The organism is Streptomyces sp. NPDC037301 (assembly GCF_055602785.1).
In genome coordinates, this window is sequence record NZ_JBVJWD010000053.1 from 7,577 (window position 1) to 30,879 (window position 23,303).

At 70.5% G+C, this 23,303-nt stretch carries 18 protein-coding genes and 1 pseudogene; 5 read left to right on the forward strand and 14 right to left on the reverse strand.

Going from position 1 to position 23,303, the window contains the following annotated elements; translation table 11 throughout:
• Nucleotides 1-202: 202 nt before the first annotated feature.
• The 8 genes from ACZ7IB_RS41215 to ACZ7IB_RS41250 form a co-directional block, all read right to left on the reverse strand.
• Nucleotides 203-1,030 (reverse strand): SDR family NAD(P)-dependent oxidoreductase, encoded by an 828-nt coding sequence (locus ACZ7IB_RS41215; RefSeq protein WP_470919866.1) that lies wholly within the window; start codon nt 1,028-1,030, stop codon nt 203-205.
• 448 nt (nt 1,031-1,478) lie between these two features.
• A complete protein-coding gene (locus tag ACZ7IB_RS41220; protein WP_470919868.1) occupies nt 1,479-2,762 on the reverse strand; it encodes an MFS transporter in 1,284 nt (427 codons plus the stop codon).
• Nucleotides 2,759-3,898, reverse strand: coding sequence for a PLP-dependent cysteine synthase family protein (locus tag ACZ7IB_RS41225; protein WP_470919869.1), 1,140 nt, complete (start codon nt 3,896-3,898; stop codon nt 2,759-2,761). The genes ACZ7IB_RS41220 and ACZ7IB_RS41225 overlap by 4 nt, the downstream gene beginning before the upstream one ends.
• A gap of 115 nt (nt 3,899-4,013) precedes the next feature.
• On the reverse strand, nt 4,014-4,484 hold the full coding sequence (locus tag ACZ7IB_RS41230) for a hypothetical protein (RefSeq protein ID WP_470919870.1): 471 nt from the start codon (nt 4,482-4,484) through the stop codon (nt 4,014-4,016).
• A 340-nt stretch (nt 4,485-4,824) separates the two neighbouring features.
• Nucleotides 4,825-6,264, reverse strand: coding sequence for a SulP family inorganic anion transporter (locus ACZ7IB_RS41235; protein WP_470919905.1), 1,440 nt, complete (start codon nt 6,262-6,264; stop codon nt 4,825-4,827).
• A gap of 776 nt (nt 6,265-7,040) precedes the next feature.
• Nucleotides 7,041-7,466, reverse strand: coding sequence for a hypothetical protein (locus tag ACZ7IB_RS41240; protein WP_470919872.1), 426 nt, complete (start codon nt 7,464-7,466; stop codon nt 7,041-7,043).
• A 187-nt stretch (nt 7,467-7,653) separates the two neighbouring features.
• Nucleotides 7,654-8,064: an ATP-binding protein gene (locus ACZ7IB_RS41245; protein WP_470919873.1), complete on the reverse strand. Its 411-nt coding sequence runs from the start codon at nt 8,062-8,064 to the stop codon at nt 7,654-7,656.
• A 363-nt stretch (nt 8,065-8,427) separates the two neighbouring features.
• The gene (locus ACZ7IB_RS41250; RefSeq protein WP_470919875.1) at nt 8,428-9,708 is read right to left on the reverse strand and encodes an RNA-guided endonuclease InsQ/TnpB family protein; all 1,281 of its coding nucleotides are present in this window, start codon (nt 9,706-9,708) and stop codon (nt 8,428-8,430) included.
• A 23-nt stretch (nt 9,709-9,731) separates the two neighbouring features.
• Here ACZ7IB_RS41250 and tnpA point away from each other — a divergent pair.
• Nucleotides 9,732-10,154 (forward strand): annotated as a pseudogene (gene tnpA, locus ACZ7IB_RS41255) (IS200/IS605 family transposase); the annotation flags it as partial.
• A 166-nt stretch (nt 10,155-10,320) separates the two neighbouring features.
• Here the strand turns inward: tnpA and ACZ7IB_RS41260 are convergent.
• Nucleotides 10,321-11,958, reverse strand: coding sequence for a Na+/H+ antiporter (locus ACZ7IB_RS41260; RefSeq protein WP_470919877.1), 1,638 nt, complete (start codon nt 11,956-11,958; stop codon nt 10,321-10,323).
• A gap of 300 nt (nt 11,959-12,258) precedes the next feature.
• Nucleotides 12,259-13,125, reverse strand: a complete 867-nt coding sequence (locus tag ACZ7IB_RS41265; protein WP_470919878.1) for an NAD-dependent epimerase/dehydratase family protein — start codon at nt 13,123-13,125, stop codon at nt 12,259-12,261.
• A gap of 484 nt (nt 13,126-13,609) precedes the next feature.
• On the opposite strand from ACZ7IB_RS41265, the gene ACZ7IB_RS41270 reads away from it, so the two are divergent.
• Nucleotides 13,610-14,674: a lipoate--protein ligase family protein gene (locus tag ACZ7IB_RS41270; protein ID WP_470919906.1), complete on the forward strand. Its 1,065-nt coding sequence runs from the start codon at nt 13,610-13,612 to the stop codon at nt 14,672-14,674.
• Between the two features lie 282 nt (nt 14,675-14,956).
• Nucleotides 14,957-15,337: a hypothetical protein gene (locus ACZ7IB_RS41275; protein ID WP_470919880.1), complete on the forward strand. Its 381-nt coding sequence runs from the start codon at nt 14,957-14,959 to the stop codon at nt 15,335-15,337.
• 81 nt (nt 15,338-15,418) lie between these two features.
• Here the strand turns inward: ACZ7IB_RS41275 and ACZ7IB_RS41280 are convergent, their stop codons facing one another.
• From ACZ7IB_RS41280 to ACZ7IB_RS41290, 3 genes are all read right to left on the reverse strand, one after another.
• Nucleotides 15,419-17,935, reverse strand: a complete 2,517-nt coding sequence (locus ACZ7IB_RS41280) for a SpoIIE family protein phosphatase (RefSeq protein WP_470919908.1) — start codon at nt 17,933-17,935, stop codon at nt 15,419-15,421.
• 110 nt (nt 17,936-18,045) lie between these two features.
• Nucleotides 18,046-18,735 carry a response regulator gene (locus ACZ7IB_RS41285; RefSeq protein ID WP_470919881.1) on the reverse strand — a complete coding sequence of 230 codons (690 nt, stop codon included), beginning with the start codon at nt 18,733-18,735 and terminating at the stop codon, nt 18,046-18,048.
• A complete protein-coding gene (locus tag ACZ7IB_RS41290; protein WP_470919883.1) occupies nt 18,732-19,880 on the reverse strand; it encodes a sensor histidine kinase in 1,149 nt (382 codons plus the stop codon). The genes ACZ7IB_RS41285 and ACZ7IB_RS41290 overlap by 4 nt, the downstream gene beginning before the upstream one ends.
• A 168-nt stretch (nt 19,881-20,048) precedes the next feature.
• Here ACZ7IB_RS41290 and ACZ7IB_RS41295 point away from each other — a divergent pair, with 168 nt between their 5' ends.
• Entirely contained in the window at nt 20,049-21,032 is a 984-nt protein-coding gene (locus ACZ7IB_RS41295) for a carboxymuconolactone decarboxylase family protein (protein ID WP_470919885.1), read from the forward strand.
• The gene (locus ACZ7IB_RS41300; RefSeq protein ID WP_470919887.1) at nt 21,029-21,838 is read left to right on the forward strand and encodes a class I SAM-dependent methyltransferase; all 810 of its coding nucleotides are present in this window, start codon (nt 21,029-21,031) and stop codon (nt 21,836-21,838) included. The genes ACZ7IB_RS41295 and ACZ7IB_RS41300 overlap by 4 nt, the downstream gene beginning before the upstream one ends.
• Here the strand turns inward: ACZ7IB_RS41300 and ACZ7IB_RS41305 are convergent.
• On the reverse strand, nt 21,816-23,291 hold the full coding sequence (locus ACZ7IB_RS41305) for an amidase (RefSeq protein ID WP_470919888.1): 1,476 nt from the start codon (nt 23,289-23,291) through the stop codon (nt 21,816-21,818). The two genes, ACZ7IB_RS41300 and ACZ7IB_RS41305, sit on opposite strands and share 23 nt — an antisense overlap.
• Nucleotides 23,292-23,303 lie beyond the last annotated feature (12 nt).

Sequence of the window (23,303 nt, forward strand, 5' to 3'; positions counted from 1 at the left end):
CCTAGCGCCCAGACGGGAAACCAACCGGGGGGGGGGGGAAGAATGTTGAGGGGGAGCTGGGTTTGGGACAAGAGGGAAAACCCCTGGGTTGGGGGGGGGGGCGCCCCCGGGGGCCCCCCCCCGCACAGGGTTTAGCTCTGGCCGGCCTTGCTGCCGTGGTTGGCCTTCTTCTTGCGTGCGCGCTTGGGCATCTGTGCCTCCTTCAGGCGTTCTGGCCGACGAGCAGGGAGGCGAGCCTGTTCAGTCGCTCGACGGTGCGCGTCTCGGTGGCGGCCGGGGCCGGCTCGACGCACTGATCCCGGTCGTAGTAAGCACCGTTGACGATCTCGGTCGCCGGGTCGCACAGCCGCACGACATGTGCGGCGCCTTCGGCGGCCGTAGCCCCCTCGAGGGAGTACAGAGGCAGCAGAGCGGTGTCGCAGATACCGGGGTGGACGGAGACCGCGGTCACGCGCGGGTCGGCGGCGAAGACCGTGAGAGCCAACTGCGACTGGGCGTAGGCGGCGAGGCGGGAGTAGTTACGGGAGCGGTTCGGATCGCTCCACCGGACCGAGGCGGTGCGGTGCAGCGAAGACGAGACGCTCACGACCCGGCCGCCGGTTGCGCGCGTGAGGGCGGGCTCCAGCAGATGGGTGAGCAGGTAGTGGGCGAGGAAGTTGACCTGGAACGTGATCTCGTTGCCGTCCGCGGTGACGGTGTGCCGCTCGGGGGCGGCCATGGCCGCGTTGTTGACCAGAACATCCAGGCTCGGGTGCTCCTCGGCCACCCGGTGAGCGAGTTGTTCGACCTCCTCGAGACGGGTGAAGTCGGCCGCGAACGAGCACAGGAGTCCCCTGTCGATGCCGGCCACGGCGACAAGCTCGTCGGACACCGCACGCGCCTCTTCGGCGGTACGGCCGTGGACGAGGACGGTGGCGCCGCGCTCGGCCGACTGGCGCGCGGTCTCCCGGCCGATGCCGGAGGTGGCTCCGGTGACCAGCACGGTCCGTCCGGAAAGGGAAGGCTGGGAGGACAGGGAGGAAGAAGGCATGATCAATTCCTGGAAACGGGCACGGCCGCGCAGCTGTCTCCCTGTTCGGGCAGGGGAAGTGCGTCGGCCGTGCGGAGGATGGTGGTGCGTACGGCCGGCCGGCCCGCATGCAAAGGAGCGGCCGCCTCAGGCGTTCAGAGCGAGTGCCTCAACGCACCGGCAGGTGAGCAGCGTGCAGGACCGGCGGCACCGTATGCGGCGGCCGGTCGTCATGGCGCAGACTGCTGTTCACATCGTTCATCCAACTCGCCTGCCCACAGAGACTTCAAGAGGGCCGGTCCGTCCTTGACGCCCTTCTGACGACCGGGCCGTCCCGGGTCGGACCACGGAGACGACCAGGCCGATCAGCTTGATGCCGAGGAACGGCAGGACCACGTCGAGGCCGTTTTCCCCATGCGCCCAGTTTTCCCGGTGAGCTGAGCGGGCCATCGCGCCGGACGGCGTTGCCTCACCGCTGCGGAACCGGTTCCCCCGCCCGGCCGACCCGGAGAGGCCCAAGTCTCCCGGTGCGCGTCAAGCCTGCGATCGCTGCGGCGCACACGACGCCCACGATGCACAACACGAGCCAGGGCAGACGCGGTTGCTCAGTGGAGGCATCCCACACGGCGCCGGTCGCAAGGTTCCCGACGGTGATCCCGACGCCCGAGACGGTGTTGTACAGGCCGTAGTGGGTGGCGACCAGCCGCTCGCCGGAGAACGCGACGACGGTGTCCATCTCGAACGGATACACCAGGGCCGTACCGAGAGCGAGCAGGGCGGCCGCAAGGAACAGCGGTGCCAGGGCCACCGCCCGGATCAGCAGTCCCTCGCCCCGGGGCGGTGCGCCCGCGACAAGGAGCGGTGCGAAGGCGCCGCCCATCAGCGTCAAGCCGTACACGACAGACCGGCCCGGAGACCAACGCGCCCGCGCCCAGGCGGTGATGCGCAGCTGCCCGGCCGCGGCGACACCCGCCGATACGGCGAAGAGCGACGTGGTGACACCGTCCCCGCTCCCCGGGGCCACCCGCTGCGCCTGCAACGGCAGCGCCAGGTAGACCTGGAAGGACAGGACGTACGAGCCGATCATTGCTGCGGAAAAGAGCAGGAAGGGGCGGTTGGACACGACAGTGCGCCAGTCGGCGAGCACTCCTTGGCGCCGCTCCTTCGCAGCCGGCGGGCGCCCGCGGTCGGGCAGGACCTTGACCTGCACGAGGGTGAGTCCGAGGAAGAGCAGTGCCGCCACCGCGCACACCAGCCGGAAATTCAGTGCGATCAGGGCAAGGCCGATCAAGGGGCCGGCGAACATGCCCACTTGGTAGAAGACGTTGAACAGCGCGAACGCCTCCACCCGTCGCTCCCCCGCTTCCCGTGCGAGCAGGGCCCGCACAGCCGGGTTGAACAACGCCCCCGCGAAGCCCGTCAGCGCCGACGCGACGATCAGCGCGGGCAGCGAGTCGACGAAGCCGAGCAGTCCGAAGCCGACGGTCCGCAGCACGCATCCGGCGGTGATCACGCTCTTGCAGCCGAGCCGGTCCGCGAGCGTGCCGCCGATGAGGAACATGCCCTGCTGGCTGAAGTTCCTTACGCCGAGCACGAGTCCGACCGCCCAGGCTGCCATGCCCAGGCCGCCCGAGAGGTGGATCGCAAGGTAGGGCATGAGCATGTAGAACGCCGTGTTGATGGTGAACTGCTGGACCATCAACAGCCGTACGGCACCGTCGAAGGAACGGAACTGCCGGGCGAGCTCCCTCATCGTGTGGCCTCCTCGTCGGCGCGGGGCGCGGTGATGTTCACACAGCGCGTCCAGCGCTCCACGACGCGCTCGCCGGGATGGGCGATCTCATCGGGGTCGTCAGCGGGCCCACGTGAGAGAAGGTCGTGCGTGCGGCAGTAGTCGTCGTTGTAGACCGTGTCCCAGTAGCGGTGGACTCCGTCGGGGAAGATCGCCGCGATGCGGGTACCCGGGGTGTGGGTGCGGGCGAGCCAGCCGGCCACCAGCGCAACGGCGCCGACGCTCCAGCCGCCGCTCGCACAGTGGTGCCTCGCCAGCTGTCGGGCCGCCCGGACCGCCTCGTTCGGTGCGACCCAATGGGCCTCGTCGAAGGCAGCGTGGTCGACGTTGCGCGGATGGATGCTGCTGCCCAGGCCCCGCATCAGACGGACACCGGCGGGCTGGCCGAAGATGGTGGAGCGCACCGAGTCGACGCCGACCAGCCGCACGCCCGGCGAGATCGCGCGCAGGGCACGGGCGGTCCCGGCCGAGTGCCCGCCCGTTCCGACGGCGGCCACGAGCACGTCCACCCGGCCGAGTTGTACGACGAGTTCGAGGGCAAGATTCGCGTACGCCGCCGGGTTGTCCGGGTTGTGGTACTGGTCGGGGCACCAGGAGCCCGGATGCGCGGCGAGCAGGGAGCGGACACGATCCCTGCGCGCCTGCTGCCAGCCGCCGGCCCGACTCGGTTCTGCCACCACCTCCACCCGGGCGCCGAGGGCGCGGAGCTGGTGGACCATGAGCGGTTCCATGCCGGGGTCGGTGACCAGAGTGACCGGATGGCCGTAGGTGATGCCCGCGAGCGCGAGACCGAGTCCGAGCGTCCCGCTGGTGGACTCGATGACGGGCGCCTCGGGCCGGAGCTCTCCGCGGGCCCGGGCAGCCGCCACCATGTGAAGAGCCGGGCGGTCCTTGATGCCGCCGGGATTGGCGCCCTCCAACTTGGCCCAGAAGCCTCGGCCGGCGGGAGTGAAAGGGCTTCCGACCCAGAGGACCGGGGTGTTGCCCACCATGCCGGCGGGGGTGCGGCGGGGCGCACCTGCCGGTTCGGGGAGTCCGTGTGCCGCCACGAAGGCGTGCACGTCGTCGGTGGAGATGCTGCGCATGGCAGCGGTCATGGCGACCTGGTCTTTCCACGGCCGCGAACCGGGTCGGGGCCGTCGTGTGAGAGCGGTACGGGTACGGGCGGCTCGTGCGGGCGGTCGCGGGAGCGGCCGGGCGCACCGAGCCGTGTCACGTACGGCTGACGCAGACCAGTTGCAGCAGAGAGAATCCCGTGGGGCATGGCGTCCCGCCGACTGCGAGACCGACGGGACGGCGCCGCGACGGACTCGAGAGGCCCGCCTCCATGAGTCCCCACGCTGCCAGGTTGTACAGCAGCGCCGCCAGGAGGGGGAGCCCGGAGCGCGTCGGCGCCTCGACCAGGAGCACCGCCGAATCACAGCATCCGCCGGGAGTCGCTGGATGATGCCCGGTCTCGGACACGTCGCGGTCGGTGGTTTCCGCCGTGCCCAACACGGGCCCCATGTCCCGCACATGGGGGTCGGATGCGGGCAGCGGACCGCTGAGGAGCGACACGTGGTGTCCGTCCTGCGCCTGCACACCACATGTCAGCACATGGGCCACGGCGGCGATCGCCAGGCTCAGGAGCAGAGTGATGACGAGGCGGCGAACACCCGACCCCGGGGCAACAACGGATGGCACGCCCCCGACCGTATCGCCGAACAGGAAGCGATGCGCATTTATGGGGAGTTAAGGGTGAAATACCTCATCGAGACGGCACGAGCAATGCGAATCTGATAAGGAACTCAGCCGGTGAGCCCAGCGGTGTGCTCCGCGGGCGTCTTCCTCGGCGGTGCCATCGGCAACGACGGGCCCGGCGCCGCGCATCGGCCATCTGAACGATCCTCCTCGCCATGCGACTCGGGCCGGCATCCGTAGTGGCCGAGGCTCCACACCGTCACATGTGGGACTCCTCCGACGCTGCCGGTCTGCGTGCGGAAGACTCGTCGCCTGTCGGATGTGTCCGAGTGCGTGGACCGGCTCATGAGGCATCGATGACGGTGACCGGTTGGGTGCGTCCTTCATTGCGCGGCTCCGCCCATGCGGACAATGCAGTGCGGCATGCGTGGTCAAGGTGGCGCAGGCCCGTCAGGTCGATTTCCACGCTGCGGTTTCGGGGCAGTGCCTCCAACGCGTCCAGCATCTTCGGCAGTCGCAGAAAGGTGGCGTTGCCGGTCATGTACACCCTGACCGGCCCATTGCCCTGATCGGACACCTCCAAGCGCAGGTGGGAGGTGTCCCAAGCAGTCTTGGCCACGGCGAACGCCAGGCCGATCAGCACGCCTTCGAACATGTTGACCACGACGATCGAGGCTGCCGTTGCTACGAGGATCACGGCCTCTCCGCGTTGTTCGCGCCACAGTCCGCGCCATTCCCTGACGGGGATCAGCTTGCCGCCCGAGTAGATCAGGACCCCGGCCAGTGAGGCGAGCGGCACCGCGGAGAGGGCGGACGGCAGGATCGCGGCGAACAGCAGAAGCCAGACGCCGTGCAGTACGCGGGAAGCCTTGGTGTGCGCACCTGCCTGGACGTTGGCCGCGCTGCGCACGATGACTGCCGTCAACGGCAGGGCGCCGAGCATCCCGCAGACCGTGTTTCCGACGCCCTGGGCAACGAGCTCCTTGTCGTAGTCAGTACGCGGCCCGTCGTGCAGCCGGTCCACAGCCGCTGCGCTGAACAGGCTTTCCGCCGAGGCGATCAGGGCAAAGGCGAGCACGGTGCCGACCAGCCCCGCCCCGGCCAACTGCCCGAAAGCGTCTGCGGTGGGAGGCTGAATGGCCTGGAACACCCCCTGTACTTCGATCTTCGCCACAGGGGCATCGGAGAGAACCGCCAATCCGGTGGCCACACCGACCCCGGCGAGCGGAGACGGTACTCGTCGTACAGCGCGCGGCAGATGTCTCCACACGGTCATCACCGCGATGGTTGTGGCCCCGAGCGCGAGTGCGGCCCGTGCCTCGGAAGAACCCACTGCTCCCGCGAACAGTCCCGGTAGGCCGGTGATCTTTGCCGGGCCTGTCCTCGGTGACGTCGCGTCCGCCATCGCGTAGAGCTGACCGGCGATCAGCACGAGTCCGATTCCGGCGAGCATTCCTTGTACGACGGCGACAGAGACTGCCCGGAACCATCCTCCGATGCGTGCGAGGCCCATGGCCAGCTGCAGTACGCCTGCCGCCAGGACAATCACCCCCACCACGGTGATGCCATAAGCGCTGACCGCCTCGTGGACCAGCACTGTCAGGCCGGCCGCCGGGCCGCTCACCTGCAGGCTGCTGCCAGGCAGGCAGCCGACCACCAGCCCGCCGACAATGCCGGTGACCAGGCCGAGTTCAGCCGGAACGCCGGACGCAGTCGCCACTCCGACGCACAGGGGAAGCGCCACGAGGAAGACGACGAAGGACGCCGCTACCTCACGTCCCACCGCTCCGGCGCGCGGTTTGCCGACTGCGAGCTCGTCCCGCCTGCCCTTGGGGTGCCGATCGCGGCCGGGTACGCGGGTGCCGGTCACAACGGGAGAAACGCGTCTTCGTGCGGCTGAGGGGCAGGCACGGTGCCGATATGGATTTCGTAGCACCACGCGCGCAGTTTTAGGCGTCTCCCCTTGTGGTGAGGGATGATGCCGTCCGTCACTGCCGGACGGGCCGGGTAATCGCCGCGTCGAAGGGGTGGATGGCGAAGGACGCGGGTGTGATCGGTGAAGGATCGCATGTCAGGCGGGTGTCCCCAATGCGCCCGGGGCGCGTCTGTGACTTGGGTGAATGCACCCGGGCAGAAGGGACCGGTGCGGCGTACGCCGCTGGGCCCATCTACCGCCGGGAAGCAGTCAGAGGCGGGGTTCGGGTGAGCCGTCCCCGATGGGGTCGTGGCGGCACAATGTGACACACCAGGGGTGCCGCGTGACCACAACCCGGCGCCACCACCCGGACGGCGCCTTCGTAGGACGTGGTGCCGGTGGCAGCGGACCGGGGCCGTGAACGGACCCATCGCTGAGTGGAGATGGAGCGATGTCCACGGGCGGGGCGGGTGAGGTGACTTTCCGGGCGGCCTCGGCGCGTACCAACGCGCCCATGGCCGCAAAGACGTCTGCGGGCATGACGGAGTGCTCCTGCGGAGTCAATGAGCGTCAACTACTGTGACGGCAGGCCTCTTCCGTGGCGCCCCGCCCACCGGCAGGCACGTCGAAGAGGCCGGGTTCGCTCAGCAGCGCAGTGCGCACCCTGAGGAGAACCCGGCAGCGCCCGCGGCTGCGGCAGGAGCGGGCCTTGCAGTTCCACTGCCTGCCTCTGCATCCCGGCGGACCGCGTGCGAGATGACAGAGGAAGCACCCGCGAGGTCGGCGGCATGCTTCGGCTTACCGATGGAAGTCGAGCCCACTCGCCAGCCATTGCCGCCCGCGCGCCCCCCGGAGTCCGGGACGGCGGACCCCACTACGGGGAGAGCGGCACTGTCGATGTCCTCGGTCACGGTGTGAACAGTGCGGCCTTCCAGGCCGATGTGCGAGGACGTCGGCTGCTGATAGGCCGGGGGTGAGACGGCGTGCGCCAGCGTCGCCAGAGTGATCAGCGTGATCGCGCAGAGGGCACGGGACAGCAGGCGCATCGCATTGCCGCTGCTGGGCACCATGTGCACACCTCCCGCCGGACTCCGGATCACCAGACAACCCCACCAGTGCTTCTGATGACACTGCACATGAGCTGTACGGTGTCGAATTCACCCGGACGGCGAATCACCGGACGCGCGCTGGATCACCGATGCCCCGGTTGTCGCGAGGACCGTACCGGCGCCGACGTCATCCCCGGCGCGCCACCTCTCACGCGAGGATCTCGACGCTCTGTTCGGCCCGGATGGTCTTGCCCTCGCCCGTGCATCGGGTGCCCCATCGTTCGAAGCACTGAGCGACGAGCCGCAGCCCACGGCCGCCTTCATCGGTGGTACGGGCATGCCGCAGCCGTGGTGAGGTACTACTGCCGTCGGAGACGTCGCAGGTCAGAACGTCGTCGTGGATCAGCCGCAGCCGTACGGGGGCCCTGGCGTGCCGGATTGCGTTGGTGACGAGCTCACTGGCGATGAGTTCGGTGGCGAAGGCCGCCTCGTCCAGGGCCCATGATCCGAGCTGGCGGGTGACGAGTGACCGGGCGGCGGAGACGACGGCCGGGTCACTCGGCAGGTCCCACGACGCGACCCGGCCGGGGCCCAGTGCGTGCGTACGGACGACGAGCACCGCGCGTCCTCGCGAGGCCGGTCGGGGATCAGGGATTCGGTCAGCATGCGGCAGGTCGCGCGCACGGAGCCCGGCGAGCGGGCGAGCAGGCCCACGAGCCCGGCCCGGCCCGACTCGCCGGGCTGTGCCTGAAGCAGCCCGGCGGTGTAGAGCGCGAGCGTCGAGCCGTCGGGCAGTTCGAGGTCCGTCTTTTCGAAGGGGGTCCGGGGCTGCCGAGTGGCCTGGAGGCGGGCAGGTCCAGAGCCCTGACCGTGCCATCCGGGAAGGCGACGGCGGGGCCGGGACACCCGGCGCCGGCCATGGTGCAGCGCTGGGAGATGGGTTTTTGAAGTGCTCTCCCGGCTGAAGCCGGGAGATTCCTGCTTACCTTGCGGCAGCGGGCTTGACGCGCTTCGCACGCCTGACGACTGCCCTCCCGGCAGCCGGGATGAGCGCGAGGCCCATCCGGTACAGGTGCAAGACGTTCCGGGCTGCGTTGTGGTCGGCATTGCCCGACCAGCCGCAGTCGGGGTTCTTGCACACGAACACGGCCTGGCTCTCCCGGTTGCCGGGCGTGGTGAAGCCGCACGCTGAGCAGCGTTGGGAGGTGCCGGGGGCGGGGACCTTGTGCAGGGTGCCGCCGAGCCGGGCGGTCTTGTACGTCAGCAGGGTGACCGTGCGGCCCCATGCCTCCCCACTGATGGAGCGGTTCAGCCCGGACTTCTGGGCAACGTTCTTCCCTGGCTCCTCGATGGTTCCCCTGGCCGACTTGACCATGTTCGTGATGGTGAGTGCTTCGACCACGACGGTGCCGTATGTGCGGGCGATGGCGGTGGTCGTCCGGTGCTGCCAGTCCAGGGCCCGGCGCTTGGCTTTCGCGCGGAGTCCCGCGATCTGGTCGTAGGTGCGGTGCAGCCGGCGGCTGGTGCGCTCGCCGGGCCTGCGGTGCCGCTTGCGCTGCGCGGCGCGCCGCTCCAGGTGCAGAAGCCTGGCCTTGTCCTTCTCCGTCAGCCACTCGCCGTGCTCGTACGTCTTGCCGTCCGAGAGGGCGATGGGCACGGTGACGCCCACGTCGATGCCGACTTCCGGCCCCTGGTGGGGCTCGGGCTTGACCTCCAAGGTCTGGACACGGAAGGCGATGTGCCAGCCGAGCGCGTCCTTGACCAGCCGTGCCCCGGTGATCCGGTTCTCCGCGCCTGTGTGCTTGCCCACGGGCAGGTCCTTGGTCCACCGGAACCGGAGCCGGCCCACCTTGGGAATGTTGACCACGCCCCAGCGGCGGTGCACGCGCACGATGTTCAGGTCCCGGCCCTGAGGGACGTCCACGGACATCACCGTGCGGAACCGGCCCTTGAAGTTCGGGGCGTCGGCGCGGCCCTCCCAGCAGTTCTTCCACGCCTGGAAGTACGTCTTGAGTACTGCCTGCGCGGCCTGCGCGGGAAGGACAGCAAGAAAGTCGATCTCCTTGCGGGCCCGACGAATCGCGGCATCCGCGTGTCCGAGAGTCCGCTTTTCCTTCGGCATCATCTGCCACCAGGCGTGCAGCAGGTTCCACATGGTGCGGGCCGCATGCGCCTGGCCATCAGTCCTCAACGCCTCGGCAGGCGACAGCACAAGCCGGGCACGATGCCCGAACTGTCGCTTGACCACGGTGTCTTGACTCACGATCGAGACCATAGCATTGGTTTATGTCACCGCGCTGGAACCCTAATCCCGATGTCAGAACCGGTCGCCATGTTGTCTACAACCTGCATGTTCATTTGGTTTTTGTCACGAAGTACCGGCGGAAGGCGCTCACCGACGCCATGCTGACCCGCACCGAAGAGATCATGCGGGAGGTCTGCGCCGACTTCGAGGCCGAGCTGAAACAGTTCAACGGCGAACAGGACCACGTCCACCTGCTCGTGCACTACCCGCCGAAGGCGCAGCTCTCCAAACTGGTCAACTCCCTCAAAGGCGTCAGTTCCCGCAGGCTCCGCCAGGAGTACAACGCGCATGTCCGCCGGTACCTGTGGGGCGGACACTTCTGGTCCGGCTCCTACTTCGCCGGATCCTGCGGCGGAGCACCCCTGACCGTCGTCAAGCAGTACATCGAAAACCAGCAGCGCCCCGTCCGACCTCACCCCAAAGGCGCAGAGCACTCCGGCGCTCTGCGCCTCCGGGCCAAGGATGGCCTTCACCCCCGCCCTGAAAGGCGGAGCACTGGCCAAGATCAGAGGTAGACCTTCTCCAGCAGCTCCATCGGGCGAGTCCGGCCGCGGTCACGCGGAGCTCCGGTCAGGGCCGTGAATTTCCTCGGCGTGGATCGCCCTCACCGCCGGCCGGCGGTGACGCCGACAGGTCGGTGACTGCGTGCAGAGCCAGCTCGATCCTGATCTCCTCGCTGTCCAGGACCGTCTGCAGACGGCGCAGGACGATGTCGTCGATGCTGCGCCGGTCCCGCAGGCGGATCAGGGCGCGGCGTTCGACGGCAATCAGGGCGCGGCGCAGTTCGAGCCCCGCCTGCACACCGGGACCGATGGTGTCGGGCGCCTGCGCGTCCTCGGCGGCGTACTGGCGCAGTTCGCTCAAGATGGCGTTGACGGTCTCCGGCGGTGTTGCCAGGCGGTCGGCCTGGTCGGGAAGGGCCTCCAGCGCGGCGGTGGCGATCTGACGACGGGCGCGGCGTTCCTCCGCGGTCTCGTCCGGATCGCCGCGCAGTCCGGCCCAGCGGATCACCGCGGGCATGGTCGTCCCCTGAAGGACCAGGGTGACCAGGATGACGGTCACGGCGGTGAAGACCAGCAGGCCGTGTCCCGCGAGCGGCAGGCCCGCGGCCGTGGTGGCCGGTACGGCGAGGGCCGCCGCCAGCGACACGGCCCCGCGTACCCCGCTCCAGGCGATGGGGAACCTCTGCCGGGCGCCTGAGCGCAGCGTGCGCTGGACCGGGCGGCGGTCGACGGCGCGGATGACGTAGGGAACGGAGTACAGCCACAGCAGGCGCGTGGCGATCACCACGCCACTGACCAGCGAGGCGGTGACCGCCGCGCGCCCCGGGGAGACGGAGCCGACCGCCCGCACGATGGCAGGCGTCTGCATGCCGACCAGGACGAACAGGGCGCTGTTGAGGATGAAGGTGCTCACCTCCCAGAAGGCGGTGATCTGCACTCTCGCGCCTGCGCTGATCACCTTGGGGCCCGCCTGGCTGAGGATGAGACCGCACGTGACCACGGCCAGGACGCCCGAGACTCCCACGGCCTCAGCGGGCAGGTAGGTGGCGAAGGGGGTGAGCACGCCCAGGGTGCTCTCCAGCACACGGTCCTGCAACCGCCTGCGCAGTGCCACCACGACGAGGGCGCAGGCGGCGCCGATCGCGATACCGCCGCTGTAGGCCAGCAGGAAGCGCGCGGCAGTGCCCAACCAGCTGAAGACCTGGTCCTCCACGACGATCCCGACCACCACCGCGTAGAGGGCGAGCGCGGTGCCGTCATTGATCAGGCTCTCCGCCCGGAGGATGGTCCGGATGCGGCGGGGCAGGTCCCGGGCCACCGACGCCACGGCGATGGCGTCGGTAGGGGCGACGACGGCGCCCAGGACGAAGGCGAGCGGCCAGGAGAGGCCCAGCGCGTGTCCCACCGCAGCCACGGCGGCGGCCGTGGTAAGCACCAGACCGGTGGCGAGCAACGTGATTCCGCGCGCGTTCGTCCGGATCTCGCGGAGCGAGGTGGTCAGCGACTCCCAGTAGAGCAGGGGCGGCAAGAACAGCAGCAGGACGACATCGGGGGGCAGGACCAGCGTGCGGAAGTGGGGCGTGAGACCGATCAGGCAGCCGCCTACCACCAGCAGGACCGACTCGTTCCAGCGCAGGCGACGAGCCAGCCACGTCATGACCACCACGGCCGCGAGGACCACCACGGTGACTTCCAGGCCCCGCATTCGGCACCGCCTTCCCGCTGGGGCAAGTGCCCCTCTCCCTGATGCCCGTCGGAGCAGAGGCGCAGCCCCGGCCTCACTCGGACGGCCGAGGCACGCCACAGACGGCCCCGGACGGGGCACCTGGTTCGCTTCGTCAGTCCGCCGCGGCCCTCCGGGTGGTCGCCGGCCGAACGGGCGCCGGTGAGTTGTCCGGCGCGCCGGTCAGGGTCGGGAACGCGAGGCGTGGCGGGCGGTGCGGGAGTCTGTACGGGGCCGCCACCCGGTCGTGCCGGGACCGGACGGCGCCACCGGGGCGGTGGTTCAGCCGTGGGCCAGTTCGGCCAGGGCGTCGAGACGGGCAGGTGTCCAGCCGAGTTCCCGACGGGCCCGGGCGCCGGTGAACTGCTGGTCGAGGGCGAACGCCTCGGCGATCGGGCCCATCCGCTGCACGGCCTCGTCGAGGGTCAGCGAATCGATCCTGCCCGGGCATCCGGCAGCGTGGGCGAGGGCTCGGGCGATGTCCGCCAGCGGGAGGTTCTGTCCGCAGACCCCGGCGTAGACGGAACCGGCCGGGGCGTTCAGCGCCAGGACGTACAGTTCGGCGATGTCGTCGACGTGGACCAGCGCCCAGTGGTTGGAGCCGTCCCCGATACAGGGCACGGCACCGGCGGCGCGTCCCGGCTCGACGAAGAACGATTGCACCAGCCCGCCGGAGCGGCCGTGGACCAGCCCCGGCATCACCACCACCGGGCGCCCTCCGGTGTCGGCCCGGGCGAGCACACGCTCTTCGTTCTCCGTCCGCCAGGCGGTGATGCGCGGCGGGTTCAGCGGGGCGTCCTCGTCGACGACCCCGTCGGTGTCGCCGTACACCCATACCCCGCCGGTGTGCACATAGGGGCGGCTTCCCGCGCCGTCCTGCAGTGCCTGTGCCGCGGCGCGGTCGACGTCCGCCGTGCCCTCGGCGTAGTCCACCCCCAGGTGGATGACCCCGTCGGCCCGGCGGGCCGCCTCGCGGAGGACGTCGGTGTCGGTGAGCGCCCCCGCGACGGGGTTGGCGCCCAGATCCGACACGGTGCGCGCGGAGTGCTCGCTGCGCGCAAGCGCCGTCACCCCGATACCGTGCCGGATCAGCGCCTGAATGGTGGAGCGGCCGATGTAGCCGGAGCCGCCTGTGATGAAGACCTGCATCGCCCTCGGTGTCCTTACGTTGTTGGTGGGTTGATTCCGGTCACTCGTAGGATCGGAAGGACGAGGGATGTCGGGTGTGGCTGTAGGTGTCCGGCCCATCGGTGGCTTAAAAGGATGCGACGTTCGGCCGTCCGGCCGAAGTTCAACTCCTCGGCCACGGCCACGAAGTGGCGCAGCTTGCGCAGGTCGACATCCACGGCATCTCCTACGGTACGCACGCCCTGCCCTCAGGCGAGTGCCCCGGACCGCGACAGGATGCGCACGACCGGGAACCGCGGGTCGGACGGACTGTACGACCTGCTCCATGATCGCCACGCACTCCGCAGGATGCGTCATCGGTAACACGTCCGCACGGCAGGCAGCGTGATCCTGGACAGCACGTCCGGCACCGCGGATGTGCGGATTAAACCGTACGGCGGCGGGGTTGTCCCTGATCGGAGCCGATTCGTGGAGATGAGAGTCGGGCGGAACTGGAGGCGTGGCTGTGCATGGTGAGTACAAGGTCCCCGGCGGCAAGCTCGTGGTGGTGGATCTCGATGTCGAGGGCGGGGCACTGCGCAACGTGCGGGTGGCCGGGGACTTCTTCCTGGAGCCGGACGAGGCGATCCTCGCGATCGACGCGGCGCTGGAGGGCGCCCCCGCCAACACCGGCGCCGCCGCTCTCGCCGCCCGGATCGACGCGGCGCTCCCCGCCTCGACCGTGATGCTCGGCCTCACCTCCGAGGGCGTCGCCGTCGCCGTACGCCGGGCCCTCGCGCACGCCACCGAGTGGAGGGACTACGACTGGCAGCTCATCCACGAGGCCCCGCAGTCCCCCGCACTCCACATGGCCCTCGACGAGGTCATCACCGCCGAGGTCGCCGCGGGCCGGCGTCCGCCGACGCTCCGGGTGTGGGAGTGGGCCGCGCCCGCCGTGATCATCGGCAGCTTCCAGTCGCTGCGCAACGAGGTCGACCCGGCAGGCGCCGAACGCCACGGCATCACGGTGGTCCGCCGCGTATCCGGTGGCGGGGCCATGTTCGTGGAGCCCGGCAACACCATCACGTACTCGCTCTCCGTCCCGGACTCCCTCGTCTCCGGCCTCTCGTTCGCCGACAGCTACGCCTATCTCGACGACTGGGTACTCGGTGCGCTCGGCGACATGGGCATCAAAGCCTGGTACCAGCCCCTCAACGACATCGCGACCGACATCGGGAAGATCGCCGGGGCCGCCCAGAAGCGCCTCGTGGGCCCCGACGGCGGGCCCGGCGCCGTGCTGCACCACGTGACGATGTCCTACGACATCGACGCCGACAAGATGCTCGATGTCCTGCGCATCGGCAAGGAAAAGATGTCCGACAAGGGCACCAAGAGCGCCAAGAAGCGTGTCGACCCCCTCCGTCGGCAGACCGGTCTCCCGCGCCAGACCGTCATCGACAACATGATCGAATCCTTTCGGAAGCGCCACGGCCTCACCCCCGGCAAGGTCACACCTGAGGAGATGGCCCGGGCCGAGGAACTCGTACGCACCAAATTCGGTACGTCCGAGTGGACGGCCCGGGTGCCGTAGCCCCGTGGGACTGTCCAGTGGCATCCGACGCGACCCGACGGAGATTGCCGCCCGGCCGACCGTCTTGCCTCCCGGACCTGCGTGTGGGCCCATCCCCGCGGCGGTTCATCGCGTCATTTCACCGACACCCCGCGGACGAGTACCCGTTGCGGCCGGCCCGGCTCTGTGAGGTCCGTGCGTACGTCTCCCCCGACCACCAGAATGTCGGCATCGAATCCGGCGACCGACATCCCGGAGGCGAGGGCTTCGGCGATCGGGAAGCCGGCGCGTACATGGTCCTCGATGACCCTCCAGAGATTGCCGTGGCTGCAGACCGACGGCTACCTCGACTTCCTCGCGATCGCCACGGACACAGCGTCCTCCTTCCCGGTCGTCGCGTTCCTGTGGTGCACCGTTGACGCGGCGGAACTGGACGCGCTGACCCGGAAACTGCCGGCCCAGCCGTGGCTCGGTTCGTTCACGATCACTTCCGGGCGGTCCAACGTATGTGTCGTCGCCAGCCTGCAGACACCCGCCGGGCTGCTGCGCGTCATGGAACAGCCGGCCGCACTCTCCCCGTCGCTGCGCGTCGCCGAGACGCAGATCGCCGGCCCCGCGGTCAAGCTCCACACCCGATGGCTCGACGAACACGACCGGTTCACCGATGACATCTGCGACCCGTAAGCCGTGCTCGCCCCGCAGCTCATCGCGCGGGTGGGCGGTGGGCCTGCCGCCGGTGCCGTGAACGGCTTCCCCGGAACGTCCTCACGTTCCCGTCACCGGCAGTTCCTGCTCGGTCCAGATGATCTTGCCTTCGGGCGTGTAGCGGGTACCCCAGCGGCGGGTGAGCTGGGCTACGAGGAAGAGGCCGCGACCGCCCTCGTCCGTGGTCCTGGCGTGGCGCAGCCGGGGTGATGTGCTGCTGGCGTCGGAGACCTCGCAGATCAGGACGGACTGGCGCAGCAGCCGCAGCCGGATCGGGCCGGTGGCGTGGCGCAGCGCGTTGGTGACCAGCTCGCTGACGATCAGCTCGGTCGTCATCTGCAGCTCCTCCAGGCCCCAGGTCCTCAGCAGTCCGGCAGTCCGGGCCCGGACGCCCGCGACGGCTGCCGGGTCGGCGGGTACCTCCCATGAGACGACGTGGTCGGCGCTCAGTTCGTGGGTGCGGGCGAGCAGCAGGGCGACGTCGTCGGGCTGCGGCACGGGAAGCAGCTGCTCCACGACCGTCGCGCACAGTGTGTCGAGCGGAAGTCCGTGCTGCGCCAGGGCACCGCCGAGGCGGGACATCCCGAGGTCGACGTCCCGGTCCCTGCCTTCGATGAGACCGTTGGTGTAGAGGGCGATCAGGCTGCCTTCCGGCAGCGCGATCTCCGCTGTCTCGAAGGGCAGCCCGCCCAGGCCGAGCGGGGGGCCTGCGGGCAGTTCGGGGAAGTTGACGCGCCCGTCCGGGGAGACGACGACGGGGGGCGGGTGGCCGGCGCGCGCCATCGTGCAGAGCTGGGTGACCGGGTCGTATACGGCGTACAGGCAGGTGGCGCCCAGCACGGTCGTGCCGCTCGACTCGCCCTCGCGTTCCTCGTCGCTCAGGCGGAGTACGAGGTCGTCGAGGTGGGCCAGCAGTTCATCGGGCGGAAGGTCCATGTCGGCGAGGGTGTGCACCGCGGTGCGGAGCCGGCCCATGGTCGCTGCGGCGCTGATGCCGTGTCCGACGACATCGCCGACGACCAGGGCGACCCGGGCGCTGGACAGCGGGATCACGTCGAACCAGTCGCCCCCGACACCGTCCTTGGCATCCGCCGGGAGGTACGAGGAGGCCACGTCCAGGGCCATGCCGCCGGGCAGCGTGTGCGGGAGCAGGCTGCGCTGCAGTGTGAGCGCGGCGGCGTGCTCGCGGGTGTAGCGGCGGGCGTTGTCCACGCACACCGCCGCCCGTGCCACCAGGTCGCGGGCCGGAAGCACGTCGTCCGGCTCAAAAGCGGCCGGGTTCACCGATCGCACGAACGTGGTCAGGCCGAGCACCGTGTCCCGGGCCCGCATGGGAACGGCGATGAGGGAGTGGAAACCGAACTCGCGGATGGTCGCTTCCCTGGCGGGTTGTTCGACCGCCCACAGATGCCTGACGGTGTCGAGGACCGGGATCAGGACGGGTTCGCCATCGCTGAGGAACCGGACGTCGTGGGGCGGGGGCAGGGAATCCACCTGCTCCCCGATCCGGTAGACCGCTTCCGGGCAGCCCTCCCGCACCGAGCTCATCCCTGCCCGGCGCATCGTCGGCCGGGACGACGCACCACCGTCACCGGAGCCGGCGGCTCCTCCCGTACCGGAAGGCACTGTGCCCGAAGGCCATGGGCCGGGCTCCTCGGGGCTGGCGACCGGCTCCAGCAGGTCGACAGTGACGAAGTCGGCGAACCGCGGCACCGCGAAGTCGGCCAGCTCCTGAGCCGTGCGCATCACGTCCAGGGTGGAGCCGATGCTGGCTCCGGCGTCGTTGACCAGGGCCAGGCGCTGCTGGGCCTTCCACCGGTCGGTGACGTCCAGGACCATGTAGCAGATGCCGGTGACGTTGCCGTCGCCGTCGGTCAGGGGGAAGAACGACGTGGAGTAGGCGCGCTCGCGGTGGGGATCGGCCCAGCTCCAGCCCCGGTACTCGAAGTCGTTGACGGGGACCCCGGTGTCCAGCACACGGCGCATCAGGGGTTCTATGGCGTCGGTCTCCAGTCCCGGGAGCACTTCGCCCATCCGGCGGCCCACGCGCTGCTCACGCGGGACGCCGCCGATGCGTTCCAGGGTTTCGTTCATCCAGACGTAGCGCAGTTGCGGGCTCATCACCGCCATACCGATCGGCGAGCTGGTCAGGAAGGCATCGAGCACCGACTGCCCGACCGTCCGCACCGGTCGCCGTTCGCGTGCGGAGACCAGGAAGCACTCCCGGCCGTCCAGGTGGAACGAGGCCGAGATCCGCAGATCCACTTCGATCCGACCGCCGTCGCGCCGCCGCACGTCGGCGACACCGCTCCACCCCACGCCCGCACGGCACCGCTCGGCGATCCTCGCCACTCTCACCGGGTCCTCGGGCATCGCGAGGAGGAAGCCGGCGGACCGCCCGACCACCTCGGCGGCGCGGTACCCCAGCAGGTCCTGTGCGCTGTGCGTCCAGCCGATGACCGTTCCGGCAGCGGCGACCACCGCAGTCGCGTCGTTCGCCGTGTCGAAGGAGTGCTGGGGGGGCCTGGGCTGCGACGGTTCGGCTCCGGGCGCCGACGGCGGGCCTTCCGACGCCATACTGGTCACCACCCATCCACTCCGTTCCAGTACATGATCCCGCCTACGGCGCTCCGGTGCGAATATCCGCCGGCGTGGACCGGGCGGGCGGGGCTGCTGTGGCGCCGCCTTCAGGGGCGGGGTTCCCGGGGTGCGACGAGGCCCGATTCGTAGGCGAAGACGACGAGCTGCGCCCGGTCGCGGGCGCCCAGCTTCGTCATGGCGCGGCTGATGTGGGTCTTCGCGGTGAACGGGCTGATCACCATGTGTGCGGCGATCTCCTCGTTGGTGAGACCGCGAGCGGCGAGCGCGCTGACTTCGCGCTCCCGGCGGGTGAGGGTCTCGAAGCCGGGCGCAGTGCTCCGGTCGGGTGGTCTGGCGACGAATTCGCCGATCAGCCGGCGGGTGACGGCGGGCGAGAGCAGTGCGTCACCGCCGGCCGCGACGCGGATGGCCCTCAGGAGTTCGGCGGGCTCGGTGTCCTTCAGGAGAAAACCGGCGGCTCCGGCGCGCAGCGCGTCGAAGACGTACTCGTCGAGGCCGTAATTGGTGAGGATCACAACATGGACGCCCGCCAGCAAGGGGTCGGCGGCGATCTCGCGGGTGGCCTCGATGCCTCCCATCACCGGCATCTGTACATCGACGAGGGCGACGTCCGGAGTGTGCAGCCGGGCGAGTTCCAGGCCGTGGTGGCCGTCGGCGGCCTCGCCGATCACCTCGATGCCGTCCTCCGCTTCGAGCAGCGCCCGGAATCCGGCCCGCATCAGCGCCTGGTCGTCGACGATCAGCACCCGGATCGCCGGGGCGTCTTCGTCGGTCATCCGACGGTCCCGGCGGTGCGCAGGGGGAGCTTCGCGCGTACGGAGAAGCCGCCGGCCGGGCGGGGTGCGGCGTCAAGGGTGCCGCCGAGTGCGGTGACGCGTTCCCGCATGCCGGTGAGGCCGGTGCCCGCGGTGACGGTGTCACCGGCGACGCAGGGGCCCTGGTCGTCGACGTGCACGGTCAGGGCCCGTTCGGTGTAGGTGAGGCGGACGGTCGTAGTGGCACGATCGGCATGCCGGGCGACATTGGTGAGGGCCTCCTGCACGATGCGGTACGCGGCCCGGTCGACGGCCGGGGGCAGGGGCCGTTCGTCGCCGCTGACCGTGACGGCGAGCGCGATGCCCGCGGTACGGGCCCGCTCGGCCAGCTCGTCGATGCGGTCGAGCCCGGTGCCGGGCTCCACGACGTCGGTCCGGAGCACTTCCAGCGTTGCCCGCAGCTCACGCATCGCCTCGCCACTCGCCTCCTGGATGGCGAGGAGTGCGGGTTCCACCTCGGTGCCCCGTTTACGGGCGAGGTGCACGGCGACTCCTGCCTGGAGCTTGACGATCGAGATGGAGTGGGTGAGGGAGTCGTGCAGCTCGCGGGCGATCCGCAGCCGCTCCTCCCCCGCCCGGCGCAGCGCGGTCTCGTCCCGGCTGCGTTCGGCGTCCAGGGCCCGCTGTTCGGTCTGGCGCAGATACGCCTGCCAGTTCTTGTCGATGAGTCCGGTGACGCCTGCACAGAGGAACCAGCCGAGCAGCAGAAGGGTGCGTTCGACGGTGTCCTGGGTGGCCGGTGCGGTGACGGCGAGGACCGTGAAATAGCCGGTGAGGAAGAGGGCGCCCGCGGCGACGCCCCAGGCGCGGTGTCCGTTGCGGGCGGCCGCGTGCACGGCGGCCAGCACCGGGAACGCCGCCCAGCTTCCCGGGTGGGCGTGAATCACGTACCCGAGCATGCAGAGCGTGGCGACCGCGAGGACCGCGCGCGGGGCGCTGCGGTGCCCGGCCAGTGCGAGTGCGCCGGCCGCGATGAGCAGCAGGTCGAGGGCACCGGGCGCCGAGGCGACGAGGGCCGCGGCGGTGACCGCCGCTGTGACAACGACGGCAAGTACTGTGTCCAGCAGGCGAGTTCGCCGGTCGATGCCCTTCGTTTCCCCCCGCATGTGCGGCACCCTAACCTCCGCAGGGCTGCGGCGGCATCACCCGCGGGGACGGGGACACGACTACTCCCGGGGAAGTAGTCGCGGCGGCGGTGAATCACGCGGGATCAGCGGCAATCGCCTTCGGCTGTACGACGACCGGGGGCGGCTCGGCGGGCGAGCATCGTCGCCATGACCGGACCTTTCCGTTACACCTCACCCGTACCGCCGAAGTCGGCGACCGGCATGGTCGCCGATGTGTACGCCCAACTGGGCACCGATTTCGGCATCGAACGTGCCTCGACCTTTGTCGTCCTTTCCGCCGCGCCACCGTTGCTGGCCGGTGCCTGGGCCGTGATGCGGGAGTCCCTGCTGGCCGGGCGGGCGCCGCGCACGGACAAGGAGGTGGTGGCTGCCGGGGTGTCGCTCGTCAACCGCTGCCCGTTCTGTGTGGCCGCGCACACCGTGCTGCTGCATGCCACCGGCGACCACCGGCTGGCCGAGACGATCGGGCGCGGCGAGCAGCCGAAGGACCCCGTGCACCGCCAACTGCTCGCCTGGGGAAAGGACATGAGCACCGCGCAGCCGTTCCCGGCCGAGCAGGCCGCGGAGTACATCGGGACGGGGCTCGCCTTCCATTTCATCAACCGGATCGTGTCGTCGCTGCTGACCGAGGACATGCTGCCCGGCGGCGCCCAGAAGTACCGCCTCGTGCGGACCGTGGCGGGCCGCTCCCTGGCAGGCACCGTGCGCCGTGAGCTGATGTCCGGCCAGAGCCTGGCGCTGCTCGAAACGGAGGGCGAGTCACCGTGCTGGGCGGCGGGCACGGCGATCGGCACGGCATTCGGCGCGCTGCGTACGGCGGCGCATCTCGGCGCGGGGCTGCTGAGCGACGAGGAACTGACTGTCGTACGGGAATCGGTGGCGGCCTGGGACGGCGTCACTCCCCTGCCGCCGCACGGCGCACAGCTGCCGGGCCGGGACGAGCTGCCGGGCGCCCGCCTTGCGCTGCTCGCGGCCCGCGCGCCGTACCGGATCACCGACGACGACGTGGCCGCCTGGCTCGTACCGCCGCACACCGATCACTGCCTGGTCCATCTGATCGCCTTCGGTGCGTTCTGCGCAGTCGAACGCATCGAGGCGACCCTCGCCACCACCATGAAGGAGCACGCATGACTGTCGCCGACGCCTGGAACGGGCCGCTCGGCCTGCACTGGGCCGACCATCCGGAGCGTTACAACGCCATGCTGGCCGGATTCGACGCGCCGCTGTTCGACGTGGCGGCGATCGGTTCCGCCGAACGGGTCCTCGACATCGGCTGCGGCAGCGGCCTCACGACCCGGATGGCCGCGCAGCGCGCCCCGCAGGGGCGGGTCACCGGCGTGGACATCTCAAAGCCGCTCCTGGAACGGGCCCGATCCCTCACCCCCGCAGATCAATTCCCTTCCGTTTCTTACGAGTTGGGTGATGCGCAGGTTCATCCGCTGGAGCCGGCCGGCTACGACGTGGCGATCAGCCGGGGCGGTGTGATGTTCTTCGCCGACCACATCGCCGCGTTCACCCACATCGCCGGTGCGCTGCGGCCCGGCGGCAGGCTCGCCTTCATCTGCCCGCAGCCCCCGCAGGCCGACGGCGGGGAAGGCAAGACGCTGGGCCTGCTGGCCTCGCTGCTGGGGCGGGACCATGAGTCGGAGAGCGCGGTGGCGACGGCGATGGCCTCCCTGTCGGAGCCGGAGCGTCTCCACAAGGTCCTGGGGGCGGCCGGGTTCACGGAGATCGCCGCGGTCGGCGTGACCGCGGCCACCTGCTGGGGCCGGGATGCGGCGGACGCGGTGGAGTTCTTCGTCTCCCGGACGCCGGGGCTCACCGTCTCCGATGCCACCCGGGCCTCGATGACGGATGTGCTGCTGCCGCACGAGACCCCACAGGGTGTGCTGATGCGGGCGGGGGTGTGGGTGGTCAGCGCCCGCCGCCCGGTCTGAGCGAGGTGGGAGGGGCGGGCGGGCGGTGCTCGTACCAGCGGCGGTCGGCCTCCAGCTGGGCGGCGAGGGAGATCAGCCGTTCCTCGCTGCGGGAGGGGCCCAGCAGCTGGGCGCCGACGGGCAGCCCGTCGGAGGTGAATCCGGCCGGTACGTTGATGCCGGGCCAGCCCAGTACGTTCCAGGGCCAGGCGTACGGGCAGGCCTCGGCCATCGTCACATCGGTGCGCCAGGCGCTCAGCCCGTCGAACCTGCCGATCGGGGGCGGTGGCAGGGCGGTCGTCGGGGTGAGCAGTACGTCGTACCCGGCGCCGGCCCGGGACGTGTGGAAGAACGCTCCGATCCTGCGGTGCTGGCGCACCTCCCGGTCCCTGGCCGCGCGCACCACCCGGCCGCCCAGCCGGGTGCCGGTGCGCAGGGCGCTGCGGGTGCGCGGGTCGAGGAGGGCGGGGTCGGGGTGGCGGGCGGCGAGTTCGGCGATCCCGGCGGTGGCGCGGGGGACGAAGCCGAGGCCGATCAGTCCGTAGCGGGGCCTGGCCTCCTCGACGTCGTGGCCGAGGCGGGCGAGGGCCTCGGCCAGTGCGGTGACGGCCCTGCGCACATCGGGGTGGGGCGTGGAGCCGGTGAGGGTGAGCGGGGGGCGCCAGGCGACGGCGATGCGCAGTCTGCCCGGGTCACGGCGGGCTGCGGCCGATGCCTCGACGGGGGGCGGGCGGTGCGGGTCGTCGGGGTGGGGTCCGGCGACCACGTCGAGCAGCAGGGCGGCGTCGGCGACGGTCCTGGCCAAAGGGCCGTTGACAGTCAGGCCCTGAAAGGCGTCACTGTGGGGGTGGACGGAGATCCGGCCGCGCTGCGGTTTGATGCCGACGAGATGGGTCCAGGCTGCGGGGATACGGACGGACCCCGCGCCGTCCGAGCCGAGCGCGGCGGGTACGAGCCCGGCCGCGACGGCCGCCGCCGAACCGCCGGACGAGCCGCCGGGGGTATGCCCGGTGTTCCAGGGGTTGCGGGTGGCGCCGAAGGCCGGGCCCTCGGTGAACGGCCACTGGCCCAGCTCGCAGGAATTGGTCTTCCCGACGATCACGGCCCCGGCTGCCCGCAGCCTGCGTACGGCCTCGCTGTCGGCGGTGGCGGCGGGCAGATCACCGTCGCAGCCGAAGTAGGTCGGCATCCCGACGACATCGGTGTCGTCCTTGACGGCGACCGGAACCCCGAGCAGCGGCAGCCGCTCCCCCGCGGCGAGCCGGCGGTCGGCCTCGGCGGCCTCGGCGAGTGCGGCCTCGGCGCGCAGGTGCCTGAACGCGTTGAGGGTGCCCTGGCTCGCTTCGATACGGCTCAGGGCGGCGGATACCTGCTCGGTCGAGGTGGCACGGCCTTCGGCCAGCTCCAGTGCGCTGTCGGCCAGTCCGGTCGGGCCGGCCGGTTCGGTCGTTTCGACGGCTTCCGCTGAGGACATGGGCTGCCTGCC